Origin of the sequence: Bordetella bronchiseptica (genome assembly GCF_900636925.1) — a bacterium.
GTDB lineage: Bacteria > Pseudomonadota > Gammaproteobacteria > Burkholderiales > Burkholderiaceae_B > Bordetella > Bordetella pertussis.
This window is the reverse complement of the sequence record NZ_LR134326.1, coordinates 2,852,498-2,870,319: the sequence shown is the minus strand read 5'-3', so window position 1 is coordinate 2,870,319 and position 17,822 is coordinate 2,852,498. Positions and strand designations below refer to the sequence as shown.

The 17,822-nt window shown below is 69.6% G+C and carries 16 protein-coding genes; 12 read left to right on the top strand and 4 right to left on the bottom strand.

Going from position 1 to position 17,822, the window contains the following annotated elements; all coding sequences use genetic code 11:
- Positions 1–47: 47 nt before the first annotated feature.
- A complete protein-coding gene (locus EL288_RS13315) occupies positions 48–1,169 on the top strand; it encodes a metallophosphoesterase family protein (protein WP_010926724.1) in 1,122 nt (373 codons plus the stop codon).
- On the top strand, positions 1,166–3,799 hold the full coding sequence (locus EL288_RS13310) for an AAA family ATPase (RefSeq protein ID WP_126621966.1): 2,634 nt from the start codon (positions 1,166–1,168) through the stop codon (positions 3,797–3,799). Before EL288_RS13315 ends, EL288_RS13310 begins: the two co-directional genes overlap by 4 nt.
- Before the next feature lie 69 nt (positions 3,800–3,868).
- Here EL288_RS13310 and EL288_RS13305 read toward each other — a convergent pair whose 3' ends face one another.
- Positions 3,869–4,852: a Bug family tripartite tricarboxylate transporter substrate binding protein gene (locus EL288_RS13305; RefSeq protein WP_033456636.1), complete on the bottom strand. Its 984-nt coding sequence runs from the start codon at positions 4,850–4,852 to the stop codon at positions 3,869–3,871.
- 422 nt (positions 4,853–5,274) lie between these two features.
- On the opposite strand from EL288_RS13305, the gene EL288_RS13300 reads away from it, so the two are divergent.
- From EL288_RS13300 to EL288_RS13255, 10 genes are all read left to right on the top strand, one after another.
- Positions 5,275–8,208 (top strand): monovalent cation/H+ antiporter subunit A, encoded by a 2,934-nt coding sequence (locus EL288_RS13300; protein ID WP_003810967.1) that lies wholly within the window; start codon positions 5,275–5,277, stop codon positions 8,206–8,208.
- Positions 8,208–8,552 carry a Na+/H+ antiporter subunit C gene (locus EL288_RS13295; RefSeq protein WP_003810969.1) on the top strand — a complete coding sequence of 115 codons (345 nt, stop codon included), beginning with the start codon at positions 8,208–8,210 and terminating at the stop codon, positions 8,550–8,552. The genes EL288_RS13300 and EL288_RS13295 overlap by 1 nt, the downstream gene beginning before the upstream one ends.
- On the top strand, positions 8,549–10,177 hold the full coding sequence (locus tag EL288_RS13290) for a monovalent cation/H+ antiporter subunit D (protein WP_003810971.1): 1,629 nt from the start codon (positions 8,549–8,551) through the stop codon (positions 10,175–10,177). The genes EL288_RS13295 and EL288_RS13290 overlap by 4 nt, the downstream gene beginning before the upstream one ends.
- Positions 10,174–10,653: a Na+/H+ antiporter subunit E gene (locus EL288_RS13285; protein ID WP_003810973.1), complete on the top strand. Its 480-nt coding sequence runs from the start codon at positions 10,174–10,176 to the stop codon at positions 10,651–10,653. The genes EL288_RS13290 and EL288_RS13285 overlap by 4 nt, the downstream gene beginning before the upstream one ends.
- On the top strand, positions 10,650–10,934 hold the full coding sequence (locus EL288_RS13280; RefSeq protein ID WP_003810975.1) for a K+/H+ antiporter subunit F: 285 nt from the start codon (positions 10,650–10,652) through the stop codon (positions 10,932–10,934). The genes EL288_RS13285 and EL288_RS13280 overlap by 4 nt, the downstream gene beginning before the upstream one ends.
- Positions 10,931–11,257: a monovalent cation/H(+) antiporter subunit G gene (mnhG, locus tag EL288_RS13275; RefSeq protein ID WP_003810977.1), complete on the top strand. Its 327-nt coding sequence runs from the start codon at positions 10,931–10,933 to the stop codon at positions 11,255–11,257. Before EL288_RS13280 ends, mnhG begins: the two co-directional genes overlap by 4 nt.
- Positions 11,258–11,357: 100 nt before the next feature.
- On the top strand, positions 11,358–11,912 hold the full coding sequence (locus EL288_RS13270) for a hypothetical protein (protein WP_010928886.1): 555 nt from the start codon (positions 11,358–11,360) through the stop codon (positions 11,910–11,912).
- Between the two features lie 97 nt (positions 11,913–12,009).
- Positions 12,010–12,858: a haloacid dehalogenase-like hydrolase gene (locus EL288_RS13265; RefSeq protein ID WP_003810982.1), complete on the top strand. Its 849-nt coding sequence runs from the start codon at positions 12,010–12,012 to the stop codon at positions 12,856–12,858.
- Positions 12,851–13,357 (top strand): tRNA adenosine(34) deaminase TadA, encoded by a 507-nt coding sequence (tadA, locus tag EL288_RS13260; protein WP_003810985.1) that lies wholly within the window; start codon positions 12,851–12,853, stop codon positions 13,355–13,357. The genes EL288_RS13265 and tadA overlap by 8 nt, the downstream gene beginning before the upstream one ends.
- Positions 13,354–14,355 carry an LD-carboxypeptidase gene (locus EL288_RS13255; RefSeq protein WP_003810987.1) on the top strand — a complete coding sequence of 334 codons (1,002 nt, stop codon included), beginning with the start codon at positions 13,354–13,356 and terminating at the stop codon, positions 14,353–14,355. The genes tadA and EL288_RS13255 overlap by 4 nt, the downstream gene beginning before the upstream one ends.
- Positions 14,356–14,367: 12 nt before the next feature.
- Here the strand turns inward: EL288_RS13255 and EL288_RS13250 are convergent, their stop codons facing one another.
- Genes EL288_RS13250 through EL288_RS13240 form a run of 3 tightly spaced genes read right to left on the bottom strand, consistent with a single transcriptional unit; the run spans position 14,368 to position 17,732 of the window.
- Positions 14,368–15,162 carry an enoyl-CoA hydratase/isomerase family protein gene (locus EL288_RS13250; RefSeq protein WP_003810989.1) on the bottom strand — a complete coding sequence of 265 codons (795 nt, stop codon included), beginning with the start codon at positions 15,160–15,162 and terminating at the stop codon, positions 14,368–14,370.
- Between the two features lie 48 nt (positions 15,163–15,210).
- The gene (locus tag EL288_RS13245) at positions 15,211–17,112 is read right to left on the bottom strand and encodes a TRAP transporter large permease (protein ID WP_003810990.1); all 1,902 of its coding nucleotides are present in this window, start codon (positions 17,110–17,112) and stop codon (positions 15,211–15,213) included.
- On the bottom strand, positions 17,109–17,732 hold the full coding sequence (locus EL288_RS13240) for a TRAP transporter small permease subunit (RefSeq protein ID WP_003810992.1): 624 nt from the start codon (positions 17,730–17,732) through the stop codon (positions 17,109–17,111). Before EL288_RS13240 ends, EL288_RS13245 begins: the two co-directional genes overlap by 4 nt.
- Positions 17,733–17,822: the final 90 nt, after the last annotated feature.

Sequence of the window (17,822 nt, the reverse complement as noted above, 5' to 3'; positions counted from 1 at the left end):
CAATCCGGGCATGACGACAGGCGCGGCGCGCGCCCGACCGGAGCTTCGTGACCCGATTCATTCATACCGCGGATTGGCAGATCGGCCGCCAATACGGCCAGTTCGACAGCGATGACGCGGCCGTGCTGGCCGAGGCGCGGCTGGAGGCCGTGGCCCGCATTGCCGCCCAGGCCAGCGAACTGGCCGTCGACGCCGTGCTGGTGGCCGGCGACGTCTTCGATACGCAAAGCGTTTCCGATCGCACGATCCGGCGCCTGTTCGGCGCCATGCAGGCCTACGAGGGCCCGTGGGTGCTGATCGCCGGCAACCACGATGCGGCGCTGGCCGACAGCGTCTGGTCGCGCGCGCGCCGGCTCGAGTGCATCGGCACCAACGTCCACGTTCCCCAGGGCACGGCCGCGGTCGAGCTGCCGCAGGCGGGGCTGGCCGTGCTGGCCGCGCCGCTGACCCAGCGCCATACCTATGACGATGTGACCGCCGCGTTCGACACCATGGACAGCGCCGCGGGCCTGGTGCGCGTGGGGCTGGCGCACGGCAGCGTGGCCGACCGGCTGCCCGAGCAGGCCGATGCAGCCAACCCGATCGCGCCGGACCGCGCGCAGCGCGCCCGGCTGGACTATCTGGCGCTGGGCGACTGGCATGGCTGCCTGCGCATCGACGAACGCACCTGGTATGCCGGCACGCCCGAGCCCGACCGCTTTCGCGGCAATACCCCGGGATATGCGCTGCTCGTGGAGGTGGCCTCGCCAGGCGCGCCGCCGCAGGTGCGCCAGCTGGAGGTCGGCAAATATCGCTGGTCGCACTGGGTCGAGCGGCTGGACCTGGCTTCCGATGCCGAGGATCTGGGCCACCGGTTGGCAGGCCTGCAGGCCGGCGACGTGCTGCGCCTGGAACTGCACGGCGCGCTGTCGCTGGCGCGCTGGGACGCATTGCGCCGCGATGTCGAGCGCGCCGCGGCGCGCGTGCGCGCGCTGGTCGCCGACAGCGCCGGACTGGTGCTGGAGCCGGATGCGGCCGACCTGGCCGCGCTTTCGGTCGATGGCTACGTGGGCGCGGCCGCCGCGCGCCTGCAGGCCATGCAGGGCGACGGCGCGCAGGCCGCCGCAGCGCGCGTCGCGCTGCGGCTGCTGCTGCAATACCAGCGCGAACTGGCGGAGGGCGCTTCGTGAAGCTGCGCCGCATCGCCCTGGAGGCGTTTCGCAAATTCCGCCAGCCTGTCGCGCTGGAAGACCTGGACGGCGGCCTGAACATCATCGTGGGCCCCAACGAGGCGGGCAAGAGCACCTTCGTCGCGGCCCTGCGCGCCGCGTTCCTGGAGCGCTACGCCACCAACAAGCCGCTGGCCGACCTGGCGCCCTGGGACATGCCGGACGCGCGCCCCTCGGTGACGGTGGATTTCACGCACGACGGCCACGCGTATTCGCTGCGCAAGCAGTTTCTGCACCGCGCGCGCTGCGAGTTGCTGATCGACGGCGGCGCGCAACGCCATGAAGGCGAGGAAGCCGAGAACCTGCTGGCGCGGCTGCTGGGCTACGAGTTCGCGGGCCGCGGCCTGAGCCGGCCCGAGCACGCGGGGGTGCCGGGTCTGTTGTGGATCCAGCAGGGCGAAGGGCAGACCCTGCTGGCGCCGGCCGGGCATGCCGGCATGCACGTGCGCGCGGCGCTGACCGAGGTGTCGGGCGAGCTGGCCGCCACCGACGGCGATCGCCTGTTCGAGCGCGTGGCGGCCGAGCGCGCCGCCTTGCTGGATGCGCGCGGCGGCAGGCCCAAGGGGGCCTACAAGGAAGCCGAGGAAGCCTGGGCGCGGGCCCGCGAGCAATGCGAGACGCTGGCCGCCGCCAAGCGCCAGGTCGACGACGACGTCGACCGGCTGGCGCGGCTGCGCGCCGAGTATGAGCGGGCCCAGCGCGAACAGCCCTGGCAGGCAATGGCCGAGCGGGCCGCGCAGGCGCGCCAGCGCCTGGAAGGCATCGCGCGCGAACGCCAGGCCCTGGAGCAGTTGCAGCGCGAACTGGCGCAGGCCGGCGAGACCCTGGCGCTGCTTGCCGAGCAGGTCGGGCGCGACCAGCATGACGCCGAGGCGCTGGCCCAGTTGCGCAACGACGCGCAGGCCGCGCAGCAGGCCATGGAGCCGGCCCGGGCCGCGCTCGAGCGCGTGCAGGCCGGGCAGGGCGAGCTGGCTGCCCAGGTGGCGCACTGGCGCGAACGCCTGGCCGGCGCGCAGGCCGGCGCCGAACGCGGCGATCTGGCCGAGCAACTGGCTCGCCTGCAGGCCGATGCGCAGCGCCAGCAGCAGGCCTTGCAGCAGGCTGCCGAACTGGCGGCGGCGGTCGCCGGGCATCAGGCGCAATTGGCGGAGTCGGCCATCGATGCCGATACCGTCGCGCGCCTGCGCGAGCAGGAGCGCCTGCTCAACGAATTACGCGCGCAGCAGCGCGCAATGGCCACGCGCCTGCACCACCGGTTGTTGCCGGGCAAGCAGGTCGAACTCGACGGCGTGGCGCTGGCCGGCGACGCGCAGGTGCTGATCACCAGCGCGGCGCGCGTGCGCATCGACGGGGTCGGCGAACTGGAAATCCTGCCCGGCGGACGCGACCTGCCGGCCCTGCTCGACGAGCTGCGCGCGCGCGGCGCCGAACGCGATGCGCTGCTCGGCAAGCTGGGCGTGCCCGACCTGGCCGGCGCCGAGGCGCGCCTGGCGGCCAGCGAGCAGGCCCGGCGCGACCTGGACATGGCGCGCAAGGCCTTGCGCATCCACGCTCCCGACGGTGTGCCGGCCCTGCAGGCCGAGCAGGCCGCCACGGCCCGGCGCCGCGACCAACTGCAGGCGCGCCTGCAGGCCTTGCCGCCGGCGGCGGGGGACATGCCGCCGCTGGCCGAAATCCAGCAGGCGCTGCGGGCGGCCGAACAGGCTGCCGAGCATGGCGCTCGGGCAACGGTGGCGGCGCGCACCGAACTGGACGCCCAGGCCGCCCGCGCACAATTGCTGCAGGCCCAATGGCAGGCGCGCCAGCAGGATTACGCGGGCGAGCAGCGCAGCGCGCAGCGCGCCCAGCGGGGCTTGCGGCTGGTCGAGGCGCGCGCCTTGCGCGACAGCCTGGCCCGCCGCGCCAAGGAGGCCGGCGCGACGCTGGCGGCGCACCAGCCCGAACTGGTCGAACAGGATCTGCAGCGCTACGAGCGTTCGGCCGCGCTGGAGCGCGAGGCCCAGCATCGCCGCCATGGCGAGTTGCTGCAATTGCAGGGCCGCCTGGAGCAGGCCGGCGCCCAGGGACTGGGCGAGCAGTTGCTGCTGGCCGAGGCCGACTTGCAGCGGCTGGCCCGGCGGCGCGCCGAATACATGGAACGCGCCGAGGCGCTGGACTTGCTGTGGCGCCTGCTCGACGAACACCGCACCGCCGCCACCCAGCGCCTGCTCGAACCCCTGGCCCGCCGCCTGCAGCACTACCTGGCGCTGCTGTTCCCGGGCGCGCAATGGCGCCTGGACGAGACGCTGATGCCGGTGGCGCTGCGGCGCGACGGCCTGGAAGATGGCCTGGAGGCGCTCAGTTTCGGCACGCGCGAGCAACTGGGCGTGCTGGCGCGCCTGGCCTACGCGGATCTGCTGGCGCAAGCCGGCCGGCCCGCGCTGCTGGTGCTGGACGATGCGCTGGTCCATGCCGACGACGCGCGGCGCGACCTGATCAAGCGCGCCCTGTTCGACGCCGCCTCGCGGCACCAGGTGCTGCTGTTTACCTGCCACGCCGAAGCCTGGCGCGACATGGGCGTTCCATTGCGGGAACTGCCGTCGGGCGGGTGAGGCAAGCATCCAGCAGGTGCCTGTCCCCGTATGACGGGGTGCCTGTCCCCGCGGGGACAGGCACCCCAGTCAGTTGAGCTGGATTTTCTGTTCGGTGGCGATGCGTTTGCGCAGTTCCAGTTCGCGCTTGATGAGGCTGGCGTATTCGGTGGGGGTGCTGCCTTCCACGATGGAGCCGCCGTCTTCCAGGCGCTTGCGGATCTTCGGGTCCTGCAGGGCCTTGACGGCCGCGTCGTGGACGCGCTTGACGACTTCGGGCGGTACGCCGGCCGGCGCGACCAGGCCGTACCAGGCCATGTTGTCCATGGCGGGGTAGCCGGCTTCGCCGAAGGTCGGCACGTCGGGCAGGGCGCTGACGCGCTTGGGCGCGGCCACGGCCAGGGCGCGCAGCTTGCCGGCCTGGATGTGCGGGATGGACGACGGCAGATTGTCGAACTGCGCGTTGACCTGCCCGGCGATGGTGTCGTTGAGCGCCGGCCCCGAGCCGCGGTAGGGCACGTGGACCATGTCGGTGGCGGTCAGCGATTTGAACAGCTCGCCGTCCAGGTGCGAGATGCTGCCGGTGCCCGACGAGGCATAGCTGTACTTGCCCGGGTTGGCCTTGACCAGGGCGATGAATTCCTTGAGCGTCTGGGCCGCGATCTTGGGGTTGACGGTCATGACGTTGGGCACGCTGACCAGGTTGGTGATGGGCGTGAAGTCCTTCAGCGGGTCGTACGGGGTCTGGGGGTTGGTGGCCGGGTTGGTCGCCATCGTGCTGACCGTGGCCACGCCCAGCGTATAGCCGTCCGGGGTGGCCTTGGCCAGCGCGTCGGCGCCGATCGCGCCGCCGCCGCCGCCGCGGTTTTCCACCACGACCGGCTGCCCCAGCTCGCGTCCCAGCCCCTCGGCCACGATGCGGGCCACGATGTCCGTGGTGCCGCCGGCGGCAAACGGCACGATCAGGCGCACCGCATGGTTGGGGTAGGGCTGGGCCTGGGCGGCGGCGCCTGTGACACAGGCGCCGGCCACCAGCGCGCCGAGCAGGATCTTGATGGAAGCGGGTTTGCGCAAGGTTGTCTCCTGGTTGTTCCAGAGGGGCTGCATGGGCGGCCGTTCGTGACGGCCGCGTCCTGGGGTGCGCCATTGCACCGAAAATGCAGACAGGCGGAAATGCGGATCAACCCCAACATGCGATAACCTGCTTTCAGCTGGTAGACAGCTACGGGAAAACTGCCGCAAACAGCCCGCTTTTGCATAGATCCGTGCGTAACTTACAAGAATCTGATATTTTTCGGGTGAGATTCTTGGCCGGTCTTGCCAGAACGCTACCCGATATTTCGATTGACAGCGCTTGTTCTCCGGGCGATCTTGCCTTCGAGACGCGTGGGTGTGAGTTGTTGCGACGTGCTGGGCCAGGGTTCCGCCGATAGCCCCCCGGCCACGCTCGCCTTTCGCCGCCGCGAGAGAGAGGGCCGGACCCTTCCCGGAGCGCCATGTCGCTATTACTAGTACTCGCCCTGCCGTTTCTCGGCAGTCTGTGTGCCGCTTTGCTGCCGGCCAATGCCCGCAATGCGGAAGCCTGGCTGGCCGGCCTGATCGCCCTGGCCTGCACCTTGCTGGTGGCCAGCCTCTATCCCCAGATCGCCGCCGGCGGCGTGATCCGGGCCGACCTGCCGTGGGCGCCGGCGCTGGGGCTGCAGTTCACCCTGCGCATGGACGGCTATGCCTGGCTGTTCGCCCTGATCATCTCGGGCATGGGCGCGCTGGTCGTGCTGTACGCGCGCTACTACATGTCGCCGGAAGACCCGGTGCCGCGCTTTTTCTCGTTCTTCCAGGCGTTCATGGCCGCCATGCTGGGCGTGGTGATGTCCGGCAACCTGATCCAGCTGGTCATGTTCTGGGAAATGACCAGCCTGGCCTCGTTCATGCTGATCGCCTATTGGCACCACCGGCTCGATGCCCGGCGCGGCGCGCGCATGGCCCTGACGGTCACTGGCGCCGGCGGCCTGAGCCTGCTGGCCGGCGTGCTGATGCTCGGCCACATCGTCGGCAGCTACGACATGGACCAGGTGCTGGCCGCGGGCGATATCGTGCGCGCCGATCCCTGGTATCCGGCGGTGCTGGTCCTGATCGCGCTGGGCGCGCTGACCAAGAGCGCCCAGTTCCCGTTCCAGTTCTGGCTGCCCAACGCCATGGCCGCGCCCACGCCGGTGTCGGCCTATCTGCACTCGGCCACCATGGTCAAGGCGGGCGTTTTCCTGCTGGCGCGCTTCTGGCCCGTGCTGGCGGGTACCGACGAATGGTTCTGGATCATCGGCGGCGCCGGCCTGTGCTCGCTGGTGCTGGGCGCCTACGCGGCGATTTTCCAGCAGGACATGAAAGGGGTGCTGGCCTATTCGACCATCAGCCACCTGGGGCTGATCACGCTCATGCTGGGCTTGAACAGCTCGCTCGGCCTGGTGGCGGCGATCTTCCACATGGTCAACCACGCCACCTTCAAGGCCTCGCTCTTCATGGCCGCGGGCATCGTCGACCATGAAACCGGTACGCGCGACGTCGGGCGCCTGAGCGGCCTGTACGGGGCCATGCCCATCACGGCCACGCTGGCCATGGTGGCGGCCGCCTCGATGGCCGGGGTGCCGCTGCTCAATGGCTTCATCTCCAAGGAAATGTTCTTCGCCGAGACCACCTTCGTCAGCGGCGACGTGCTGGTGCGGTGGGGCCTGCCGCTGATGGCGACGCTGGCCGGCGCGTTCAGCGTGACCTATTCGCTGCGCTTCATCCTGCAGGTGTTCTTCGGCCCGCCGGCCGAAGACCTGCCGCGCGCGCCGCACGAGCCGCCGCGCTGGATGCTGCTGCCCAGCGCCTTGCTGGTCATGGTGTGCCTGGTGGTGGGCGTGCTGCCCGGCGTGACGCTGGGGCCGATCCTGCACCTGGCCGCCAGCAGCATCCTGGGCGAGCACATGCCGCAGTACAGCCTGTCGGTGTGGCATGGCTTCAACCTGCCGCTGGCCATGAGCTTCGTCGCGCTGACCGCCGGCGTGCTGCTGTACCTGGCGCTGCGGGCGCGCCAGCGCGCCCATCCGGGGCTGGTGCCGTTCATCTATCGCTTCGACGGCCGGCGCACCTTCGAGTACCTGCTCGATGCCTCCAGCGTGGCGGCCGCCTGGCTGCTGCGCTACCTGGCGTCCTCGCGCATGCAGGTGCAGATGCTGGTCATCGTGCTGGGCACCCTGTGGGTGGCCTGGCTGCCGCTGCGCGCGGGCGGCTGGCTGTCGGGCCAGGCGCGCCTGACGCCGGCCGACCCCGCGTTCGCGATCCTGTGGGTGGTCGGGGCGGCCTGCGCGCTGGGCGCGGCCTACCAGGCCAAGTATCACCGCCTCGCATCGCTGACGCTGTCCGGCGGCGCGGGGCTGATCACCTGCCTGACCTTCGTCTGGTTCTCGGCGCCCGACCTGGCGCTGACCCAGCTGGCCGTGGAGGTGGTGACGGTGGTGCTGCTGCTGCTGGGCCTGCGCTGGCTGCCGCGGCGCATCCAGACCGGCGGCGACGAAGAGCGTCCCGACCTGCGCGCGCGGGTGCGCCGCCTGCGCGACCTGGGGCTGGCGGGCGTGGCCGGCGCCTGCATGGCCGCGCTGGCCTACGCGGTGCTGACGCGTCCGGTGGGCGACACGATCTCCAGCTTCTTTACCGAGCGCGCGCTGCCCGATGGGGGCGGGACCAACGTGGTCAACGTGATCCTGGTCGATTTCCGCGGCTTCGATACCCTGGGCGAAATCACCGTGCTCGGCATCGTGGCATTGACGGTCTACGCGCTGCTGCGCCGCTTCCGTCCGGCGCCCGAAAGCGTCGAGCTGCCGCATCAGCAGCGCGAGCAGGACGGCATGCCGACGGTCGACGAGACCGGCGAGCGGCCGGCGCCGGACACCAAGTCGCCGTTGCCGGCCGGGCCGATGATGATTCCGGCCGTGCTGGTGCGGCTGCTGCTGCCGGTGGCGGTGCTGGTGTCGGTTTACCTGCTGCTGCGCGGCCACAACCTGCCCGGCGGCGGCTTTGTCGGCGGCCTGGTCATGGCCACCGCGATCATCCTGCAGTACATGGTCGGCGGCGTGTACTGGGTCGAGTCGCGCAGCCGCCTCAATCCGCAGCACTGGGTCGGCCTGGGCCTGCTGGCCGCCGGCGGCGCCGCGGTCTCGGCCTGGCTGGCGCTGCGGCCGTTCCTGTCGGCGCTGGCCTGGGACGTGGCGCTGCCCGTCGTCGGCCATGTGCACCTGTCCAGCGTGCTGTTGTTCGACCTCGGCGTCTACATGCTGGTGGTCGGCGCCACGGTGCTGGTGCTGGTGGCGCTGGCCCACCAATCGTTGCGCGCGCAACGCCAGGCGGCCGTCGAGGCCCAGGCGGTCGCGCAAACCGGGAGTCCTGCCTGATGGAAGTCGTTTATGCCCTGGCCATAGGGGTGTTGGCCGGTTCGGGAGTGTGGCTGCTGCTGCGGCCACGCACCTTCCAGGTCATCATGGGCCTGTCGCTGCTGTCGTACGCGGTGAACCTGTTCATTTTCGGCATGGGGCGCCTGACGGTGGGCAGGCCGCCCGTGGTCAGCGCCTCGGCGCCGGTCGACGCCGCGGCTTATGCCGACCCCTTGCCGCAAGCCCTGGTGCTGACCGCGATCGTGATCGGTTTCGCCACCACGGCGCTTTTTCTCGTGGTGCTGTTGGCCTCGCGCGGGCTGACCGGCACCGACCACGTCGACGGCCGGGAGCCTGAATCTTGATCGACTGGCTGCAACACCTGCCTATCTACCCCATTACGGTGCCCCTTATCGCGGGCGCGCTCATGCTGTTGCTGCCCGATACGCAGCGCAAGACCCGCGCGGGTATCGGTTTGCTGTCCTCGCTGCTGCAGCTGGTCAGCGCCATCGCCTTGCTGAGCCTGGCCGCCGGTGCCGGCGGCCTCTGGCCCGACGGCATCGGCGTGTACCTGCCGGGCGATTGGCCGGCGCCGTTCGGCATCGTGCTGGTGGTCGACCGCCTGGCCGCCGTCATGCTGGCGCTGACCGCCGTGCTGGGCCTGGCCGCGCTGATCTACTCGCTGGCCCGCTGGGACCGCGCCGGGGTGCATTTCCATTCGCTGTACCAGTTCCTGCTGATGGGGCTGAACGGCGCCTTCCTGACCGGAGACCTGTTCAACCTGTTCGTGTTCTTCGAGGTGCTGCTGGCGGCGTCCTATGGGTTGATGCTGCACGGCTCGGGCATCGCGCGCGTCACGGCCGGCCTGCAATACATCGCGGTCAACCTGGTGGCTTCGTTCCTGCTGCTGATCAGCATCGCGCTGATCTACGGCGTGACCGGCACGCTCAACCTGGCCGACCTGGCCTTGCGCGCCGGCACGCTGACGGGCGGCGAGCGCAGCCTGTTCGAGGCCGGCGCGGCCATCCTGGGGGTGGCCTTCCTGGTCAAGGCCGGCGCCTGGCCGCTCAACTTCTGGCTGGTCAAGGGGTACGGCTCGGCGGCCGCGCCGGTGGCGGCGCTGTTTTCCATCATGACCAAGGTCGGCATCTACGCCTTGCTGCGCATCGGCTCGCTGCTGCTGCCCACCGGCGCGCCGGCGGCTTTCAGCCTGGACTGGATGTTCGCGGCGGGACTGGCCACGCTGGTGTTCGGGGGACTGGGCCTGCTGGCCAACCAGCAGCTCGAAAAGCTGACCGGCTATTGCGTCATCGTCTCGGCCGGCACGCTGCTGACGGCCTTGGGCATGCCCGGCGTGACCTTGACCGGGCCGGCGCTGTTCTACCTGATCAGCTCGGTACTGGCCACCGGGGCGCTGTTCATGCTGGTCGAACTGATCGAGCGCACCCGCAGCTTCGGGGCCAACGTGCTGGCCGTCACCATGGACCTGTTCGACCTGGACGATCCGTCCACGCCCAACCGGTCCGACGACGTCGTGGGCGTGGCGATTCCGGCCGCAATGGCCTTTCTCGGCCTGGCCTTCGTGTCCTGCGCCTTGCTGGTGACGGGGCTGCCGCCGCTGTCGGGCTTCGTGGCCAAGTTCTCGCTGCTGTCGGCGGCGGTGACGGCGGCCAATACGCCGTCCGTGGCGCTCGATGCCTGGGTGTTGGTGGCGCTGGTGCTGTTGTCGGGCCTGGCCGGGCTGATCGCGCTGGGCCGCGTCGGCATACGGATATTCTGGAGCTCCGATGACCGGGTCACGCCTCGCCTGCGGCTGATGGAGGCCGGGCCGGTCGCGGTACTGCTGCTGCTGTGCGTGGTGCTGGCCGCGGGCGCCGGGCCGGTATCGGCCTACCTGGACGCTGCCGCCCAGTCGCTGGACCGGCCCGCTACCTACGTGAACGCGGTGCTCGCCAAGCAGCCGGCGCGCGCGCTGTCGGAGGGCCTGTGATGCGGCGCTACTACCTTGCCTTGCTGCCGCTGGCCATGCTGGCGCTGTGGCTGATGCTCAACCAATCCGCCTCGGTCGGCCAGCTGGCGCTGGGCGCGGCGCTGGCGCTGTGGCTGGGCTGGGCGTCCAGCCGGTTGCGGCCGCTGCGCGGCAAGCCGCGCCGCCTGTGGCTGCTGCCCGGGCTGGCCGCGCGCGTGTTCGCCGACATCGTCCGCTCCAACGTCGCGGTGGCGCGGCTGGTGTGGCAGCGGCGCCCGGATTTCTCGCCCGGCTTCATCGCCATTCCGCTCGACCTGCACGACCCGCACGGCCTGGCCATCCTGGCCTGCATCGTGACCTACACGCCGGGTACGGTGTGGGTCGACATCATTGACGGCAAGCTGGTCCTGCACGTGCTGGACCTGCAGAATGAAGAGGCGTGGATCGCGCTGGTCAAGCAGCGCTACGAACGCACCCTGATAGAGGTATTCGAATGATGAACATCGTCCTGTACTGGTCGGCGTCGTTCGCCTTGCTGTGCTTTGCGCTGGCGATGGCCTGCGCGGCGATCCGGCTGCTGCGCGGGCCGACCGCGCAAGACCGCGTGCTGGCGCTGGACTCCCTGTACGTCAGCGGCATGCTGACCATGCTGGTGTTCGGCATCCGCGCCGGCACGCCGGTGTATTTCGATATCGCGCTGCTGATCGCGCTGTTCGGCTTCGTCGGCTCGACCGCGATGGCGAAGTTCCTGCTGCGCGGCGAGGTGATCGAGCCATGATCGACGTCGACATTCCGCTGTGGGCCGGCATCCCGGCCGCCATCCTGCTGGTGCTGGGCGGGCTGCTGACCCTGACCGGCGCGCTGGGCATGCTGCGTTTCGGCCATTTCTACGCCCGCATCCATGCGCCCACGCTGGGCAACACCATGGGGGCGTGCAGCGTGCTGACCGCCTCGATCCTGGTGTTCTCCAGCCTGTCCATGCGGCCGGTGGTGCACGAATTCGTGATCGGCATGCTGCTGGTGCTGACTTCCCCTGTCACCGGCATGCTGCTGATGCGCGCGGCCGTGTACCGCGCGCGGCGCGCCGACGACAGCGCCTGAGGGCAGGGCGGCGCCGGTTTACGTGTGCCAGGGTCTTGTAACATTTTCGTAGCCCAGGCGACCGGGTAATCCCTTATGGTAGAAAGGTCAGCGGCAGGCCATGACGGCCGCCGCCTACTTCAAGGAGCGAAACATGTCGAAGATTCGTATCCAACGATGGTGCGGGGCCCTGGCGCTGGGCGCGGGCAGTCTGATGGCCTTCGGCGCGCATGCGGCCGGCACGGGTTCCGGCCAGAGCCAGTACCAGATGGACGTGCAGCGCTGCAATAGCGGCGACACCAGCCAGGACCGCGCCACCTGCCTGCGCGAGGCCGGCGCCGCGCGCCAGGAAAGCCAGCGCAACCGGCTGGACGACAAGCAGGAAGGGCGCTACCAGGACAACGCCATGATGCGTTGCAAGAACCTGCCCGCCTCGCAGCAACAGGATTGCATCACGCAGATGACCTCCGGCAACACCACCACGCGCGGCAGCGTCGGCGGCGGGGGCGTGCTGCGTGAAACCGTCATTCAGGTGCCGGCCGGCACGCCGGGCTCGACGCCGGGCACGCCGATGCCCGGTGGCCAGATGCCCAGCGGCCAGATGCCTGGCGCCGCTCCGGGCGGGCTGCAGCCGCCGCCCGCCGGTACGGTGGCGCCGCCGCCGGTCATGCGCTGAACGGACACGCCCGGATGCGCGAGCGGGCCCGGCCAGTGCCGGGCCCGCTCGCATTCAGGCAAAATGTCGGCTGTCCGACCCTTTAAGTCCTTTATCCATGTCCGACGTCATCGCCCTGGTTTTCGATTTCGACGACACGCTGGCCTCCGACAGCACCACCGGCTTTCTCGAGAGCATCGGCGTCGATACGGCGTCGTTCTGGAAAGACCAGGTCGATCCGCTGCTTTCGCAGCAGGACTGGGATCCGGTGCCGGCCTACCTGTACCAGATGATCCAGCTGTCCAGGCAGGGCAGCCACGGCCTGATCACCCGCGAGCGCCTGCGCGAATGGGGCGCCCGGCTGGCGTTGCACGACGGCGTGCAGACGCTGTTCGGCCGCCTGCGCGCCGCGGTGCGCGCCGAGCACCCGAAGGTCCAGCTGGAGTTCTACCTGATTTCCAGCGGCATCGGCGACGTGGTGCGCGCCACGCCGATCGCCCACGAATTCACGGAAATCTGGGCTTCCGAGTTCGTCTACGGCGAAGACGGCGGCATCAGCTTCCCGCGCCGCATCGTCAGCTTCACCGACAAGACGCGCTACCTGTTCCATATCCAGAAGGGCCTGATCGGCCGCGAATACCGCAACAAGCCGTTCGAGGTCAACCGCAAGGTGCCCGAAGACCGTCTGCGCGTGCCATTCGACCAGATGGTGTTCGTGGGCGACGGCTACACCGACATCCCGTGTTTTTCGCTGATCCGCAGCGCCGGCGGCTTTGCCTTCGGCGTCTGGGATCCCAAGCACCGCGACAAGCGCAGCCGGGCCTGGGGCTTCATCGAGGAAGGGCGCGTGTCCAACCTCAACCAGGCCCGCTACGACGAGCAGGCCGAGCTGTACCAGTGGCTGGAAGAGGCCGTCACCAGCCTGGCCGGGCGCATCGCGCTGAAGTCGCGGGTCTATCGTGGCTGATGCGCTCGTGAGCGAAACCGATCCCTGCGTCGCCGACGACGCGCGCCTGATGGCGCTGGCGCTGGAGCAGGCGCAAGAGGCCGCGCGCCTGGGCGAAGTGCCGGTCGGCGCCGTGGTGGTCGATGCCCAGGGCGAGGTGCTGGGCGCGGGCTACAACCGCACCATCATCGACCGCGACCCCACCGCGCATGCCGAGATCGTGGCGCTGCGCGCCGCGGCGCGTCGGCTGGACAATTACCGGTTGCCAGGCGTGTCGCTGTACGTCACGCTGGAGCCCTGCGTGATGTGCATCGGCGCCATGCTGCACGCGCGCCTGGCGCGGGTCGTCTACGGCGCCCGCGATCCCAAGACGGGCGCCTGCGGCAGCGTGCTCGACGTGGGGGCCGTCGGCCAACTGAACCATCACACGACCATTACCGGCGGCGTGCTCGCCGAGCCCTGCGGCGAATTGCTGCGTGGTTTTTTCCGCGCCCGCCGCGCCAAGGAATCCCCAGTATGACCAAGAAGAAAAACCCGCCGGCCTCCCACGGGCACGACCACCACGAGCATCACGGCCACGAACCTGGCCATGTCTGCGACGCGGGCTGCGTCCACGCGCCGGCGCAGGCCAGCGGCATTTACCTGGTATCGCCGTCGTCGGCGGTGCGCGACGCGGCCGAGCTGGAACTGGCCTGCCAGCGGCTGGCCGCCGAGGGGTTCCAGGCCAAGGTCGACCGCGCCGCGCTGGCGGTGCACCAGCGCTTCGCCGGCACCGACAAGCAGCGCGCGGCCGGCCTGCAGCGGGCGATCAAGCAAAAGCATCCCATCGTGATGGCCACCCGCGGCGGCTACGGCCTGATCCGCCTGCTGCCCATGATCGACTGGCGCGCCATGGCCGACAGCGGCAAGCGTTTCGTCGGCATGAGCGATTTCACCGCCTTCAACCTGGCCTTGCTGGCCCAGACCGGCGCGGTCAGCTACAGCGGCGCGACCGCCGTGCGCGACTTCGGGCTGGCGAAAACCGATGAACTGACCGTGGCGCTGTTTGGCGAGATCATGCGCGGCGAGCTGGAGATCCTCAGCTTCGAGACGCGCGACGCCGATGCCTTCGACGGCCGCGGCGTGCTGTGGGGCGGCAACCTGGCCACGCTGGTGTCGCTGCTGGGCACGCCGTACATGCCCAAGGTGCGCGGCGGCATCCTGTTCCTCGAAGACGTGGCCGAGCATCCGTACCGGGTCGAGCGCATGCTGGCCCAGCTATGGCAGGCTGGCGTGCTGGAGCGGCAGAAGGCGATCGTGCTGGGCAGCTTCTCCGACTACCGGCTGGCCGCCCACGACAATGGCTACGACATGCACGCGGTGGTGGGCTGGCTGCGCAAGACGGTGAAGGTGCCGGTCGTGACGGGCCTGCCGTACGGCCATACCGATACCAAGGCCACGCTGCCCATCGGCAAGAAGGTGGGCCTGGCCACCGAACGCGGCATGGCCCACCTCGTCATCGACGAGCACACCCACTGAACGCAGGCCCCGCTACTGGTCCTGCTGGGGCACCCAGGCGGGCTGGCGTTTTTCCAGGAAAGAGGCCAGGCCCTCGCGGCCGTCGGCGCTGGCGCGCTGCTCGGCGATGCGGGCGGCGGTTTCTTCCAGCAGGGCGGCGTCGATCGGCGCGCCCGCCACGTCGCGGATCAGCCGCTTGGCCTGCGCCACCGCGTGGGGCGAGGTCAGCATGAAGCTGCCCAGCAATTCGTTGATCTGGCCGTCGAGCCGGTCCGCCTCGCACAGTTCGTGCACCAGCCCGATGCGCCAGGCCTCGGTCGCCTCGAAGGCCTCGGCGCTCAGGAACCAGCGGCTGGCGGTGCGGGCGCCCATGGCGCGCAGCACGTAGGGCGAGATCACCGAGGCGATCAGCCCCAGGCGCGTTTCGGTCAGGGCGAAGCGCGCCTCGTGCGAGGCCACGGCAATGTCGCAGGCCGCGGCCAGACCCATGCCGCCCGCCATGCACGGGCCGTGGATGCGCGCGATGGTGGGCTTGGGGCAGGTGTAGATCGTGTGCAGCATGGTCGCCAGCGTCTGCGCGTCGGCGCGGTTCTCGGCGTCGCCGGCCTGCGCGCTGCGCCGCATCCAGTTGAGGTCCGCGCCGGCGCAGAACGCCTTGCCGCGCCCGGCCAGGACGATGGCGCGCACCTCGTTGTCGGCCCCCAGCGCCATGAAGGTCTCGGTCAGCTCGGCGATCATCCGAGGGTCCAGCGCATTGCGCACATCGGGCCGGTTCAACCAGACCACTGCGGTCTGCGGCCCGTAGGCAACTTCCAACGTTTGCAGCATATGACGACGACTCCATGAAACGGGGACCGGCCACGCGGGGCAGGGGTTCTAGCGGTACAGGACCGTGGGCAGCCACAGGCCGATGCCAGGGAACATGTACAGCAGGAAGATGGCCAGCAACTGAATGCCCATGAACGGCATCATACCCAGGAAAATCTGGTTCAGCGTCACGTGCGGCGGCGCCACGCCCTTCAGGTAGAAGGCCGACATGGCCACCGGCGGCGACAGGAACGCCGTCTGCAGGTTCAGCGCCACCAGCAGGCCGAAGAACAGCGGGTCGATGCCGAAGGCCTTGAGCAGCGGCACGAAGATCGGCATGAAGATCACGATGATCTCCGTCCACTCCAGCGGCCAGCCCAGCAGGAAGATGATGATCTGCGCCAGCAGCATGAACTGGATCGGCGTCAGTCCCAGCGACAGCACCCATTGCTCCACGAGACCCTGGCCGCCCAGCAGCGCGAAGGCCGCCGAGAAAATCGACGAGCCGACGAACAGCCAGCACACCATGGCGCTGGTCTTGGCCGTCAGGTATACCGACTCCCTGAGCACCGGCATGGTCAGGCGCCGGTAGGCCAGCGCGAGCAGGGCGCCGCCCAGCGCGCCCATGGCGGCCGCCTCGCTGGGCGTGGCCAGGCCGAACACGATCGAGCCCAGCACCGCCACGATCATCAGGGCCAGCGGGAAGAACGAGCTCATCAGCAGCCGGACCACTTCCAGGCGGGTCCAGTTCAGCAGCGCATAGAAAACCGCCAGCAGCGCCACGCAGACCGCGAAGAAGACCCAGAATCCGTAAGGCGCCGGCAAGCGTTCGGCGGCGGCGTCCTCGGCGGCCTCGGCCGCCTCGGCCTGCGCGGCCGCGGCCTCGGGGGCGGCGGCCGCGCCGGGCGGCTCGGCCAATCCGCCGTCCTCGCTGGGCGGCTCGGCCAGTCCGCTGTCGAAGCTGTCGCCGCTGCCCAGCCGCAGTTCGTCCGGGATCTCGTAGACGACAGGCGGTTCGGTCACCGTGCTGTAGGTGGCGCCGGTGATCAGCACGAAGGCCGCCAGCGGCGCGGCCACCAGCATCAGGTTGCGCGCCAGGAAGCTGCCGGTGATTTGCGGGTCGCGGCGCTTGAACAGCCCCGCCAGCAGCCCCGGCACGGCGTGGCGATAGCCTTGGCGCCGCAGCGCCTCGGCGCCCGGCTGCAGGGGGATATGGCGTTCCTCCTTGGACAGCGGCGGCGCCATGTCCGGGCGCAGCTTGGCCACGATCATGACGTACAGCACATACAGGCCCGCCAGCATGATGCCCGGGAAGAACGCGCCGGCGTACAGCTGCACCACCGACACGCCGGTGGTCGCGCCGTAGACGATCAGCATGACCGAAGGCGGGATCAGAATGCCCAGGCAGCCGCCGGCCGTGATCGAGCCCGCGGTCAGGCGCACGCTGTAGCCGGCCTTGAGCATGGCCGGCATGGCCAGCAGGCCCATCAGCGTGACCACCGCGCCGACGATGCCGGTGGCGGTGGCGAAGATGGCGCAGGTGATCAGGGTGGCCACGCCCAGCGCGCCGGGCAGGCGCGCCAGCGCCAGGTGCATGGAGCGGAACAGCCGTTCGATCAGGTTGGCCCGTTCCACCAGATAGCCCATGAACACGAACAGCGGCACCGAGATCAGCGAGTCGTTGGTCATGGTGGCGTACGTGCGCTGCACCATCAGGTCCAGCGTCTGGCGGACCGCGCGCGCGCCGTCCTCGTGCTGCATGAAATAGGCCAGGAAGGTGAACAGCACGCCCATGCCCATGAGCGTGAAGGCGGTCGGAAAGCCCAGCATGATGGCGACGACGATCAGGGCCAGCATCAGCAGCCCGATGTGCCCCGTGGTGAGGTGATCCCACGGGGTCAGGAAAGCGATCATCAACAACACCAGCCCGATGCACGACAAACCGAACCACAGTGCTTTGTGGATTTTCATCGGGTCTGCTCTCCCTTTTCAACGTATTGGTCCAGCTCGGCGATGTCTTCGTCCTTGACGTGCACCATTTCCTTGAGCTTGTCGACGTCGACCTCTTCCACGTCCTCGGCGCGCGACGGCCACTGGCCCTTGCGCAGGCACAGCAGGCAGCGCGCGATCTCGGCCAGGCCCTGCAGCAGCAGGAACGCGCCGGCGATCGGGATGAAGGCCTTGAACGGATAGATGGGCGGCCCGTTGGCCATCAGCGACGAGTGTTCGCGGATGGCGATCGACTCGCCGGCGTAGTACCAGCCGGCCCACACCATGGCGACGACGCCGGGAATGAAAAACAGGATGTACAGCAGCAGGTCCAGTCCGGCCTGCACGCGCGGCGGCAGAAACCCGTAGAGGATGTCACCGCGTACGTGGCCGTTCTTGGCCAGCGTATAGGCGCCCGCCATCATGAACAGGATGCCGTAGTACATCAGTTGCAGGTCGAAGGCCCAGGCGCTGGGCGTGTTGAGGATGTAGCGCGCCGAGACTTCCCAGCATATGTGCAGGGTAAGGACGACAATGAGCCAGGCAAAGGCCTGGCCCACGAAAGTGGACAGCCTGTCTACCAAACGTATCAATCGCAGCATGAGCGCGGGCCCCGTTCATGGGATGGGAGGAGTAACGCGCTGCGCGGGCGCGTCGCGACGCGGCACGGCTTGCGCCGGCGCTGCGCGCCG

Bases quoted from the DNA above. Each gene is read 5' to 3' on its own strand.
- EL288_RS13300 (WP_003810967.1), top strand. From the start codon at position 5,275: ATGTCGCTATTACTAGTACTCGCCCTGCCGTTTCTCGGCAGTCTGTGT.
- EL288_RS13295 (WP_003810969.1), top strand. From the start codon at position 8,208: ATGGAAGTCGTTTATGCCCTGGCCATAGGGGTGTTGGCCGGTTCGGGA.
- EL288_RS13280 (WP_003810975.1), top strand. From the start codon at position 10,650: ATGATGAACATCGTCCTGTACTGGTCGGCGTCGTTCGCCTTGCTGTGC.
- mnhG (WP_003810977.1), top strand. From the start codon at position 10,931: ATGATCGACGTCGACATTCCGCTGTGGGCCGGCATCCCGGCCGCCATC.
- EL288_RS13270 (WP_010928886.1), top strand. From the start codon at position 11,358: ATGACGGCCGCCGCCTACTTCAAGGAGCGAAACATGTCGAAGATTCGT.
- EL288_RS13265 (WP_003810982.1), top strand. From the start codon at position 12,010: ATGTCCGACGTCATCGCCCTGGTTTTCGATTTCGACGACACGCTGGCC.
- EL288_RS13255 (WP_003810987.1), top strand. From the start codon at position 13,354: ATGACCAAGAAGAAAAACCCGCCGGCCTCCCACGGGCACGACCACCAC.
- EL288_RS13250 (WP_003810989.1), bottom strand. From the start codon at position 15,162: ATGCTGCAAACGTTGGAAGTTGCCTACGGGCCGCAGACCGCAGTGGTC.
- EL288_RS13245 (WP_003810990.1), bottom strand. From the start codon at position 17,112: ATGAAAATCCACAAAGCACTGTGGTTCGGTTTGTCGTGCATCGGGCTG.
- EL288_RS13240 (WP_003810992.1), bottom strand. From the start codon at position 17,732: ATGCTGCGATTGATACGTTTGGTAGACAGGCTGTCCACTTTCGTGGGC.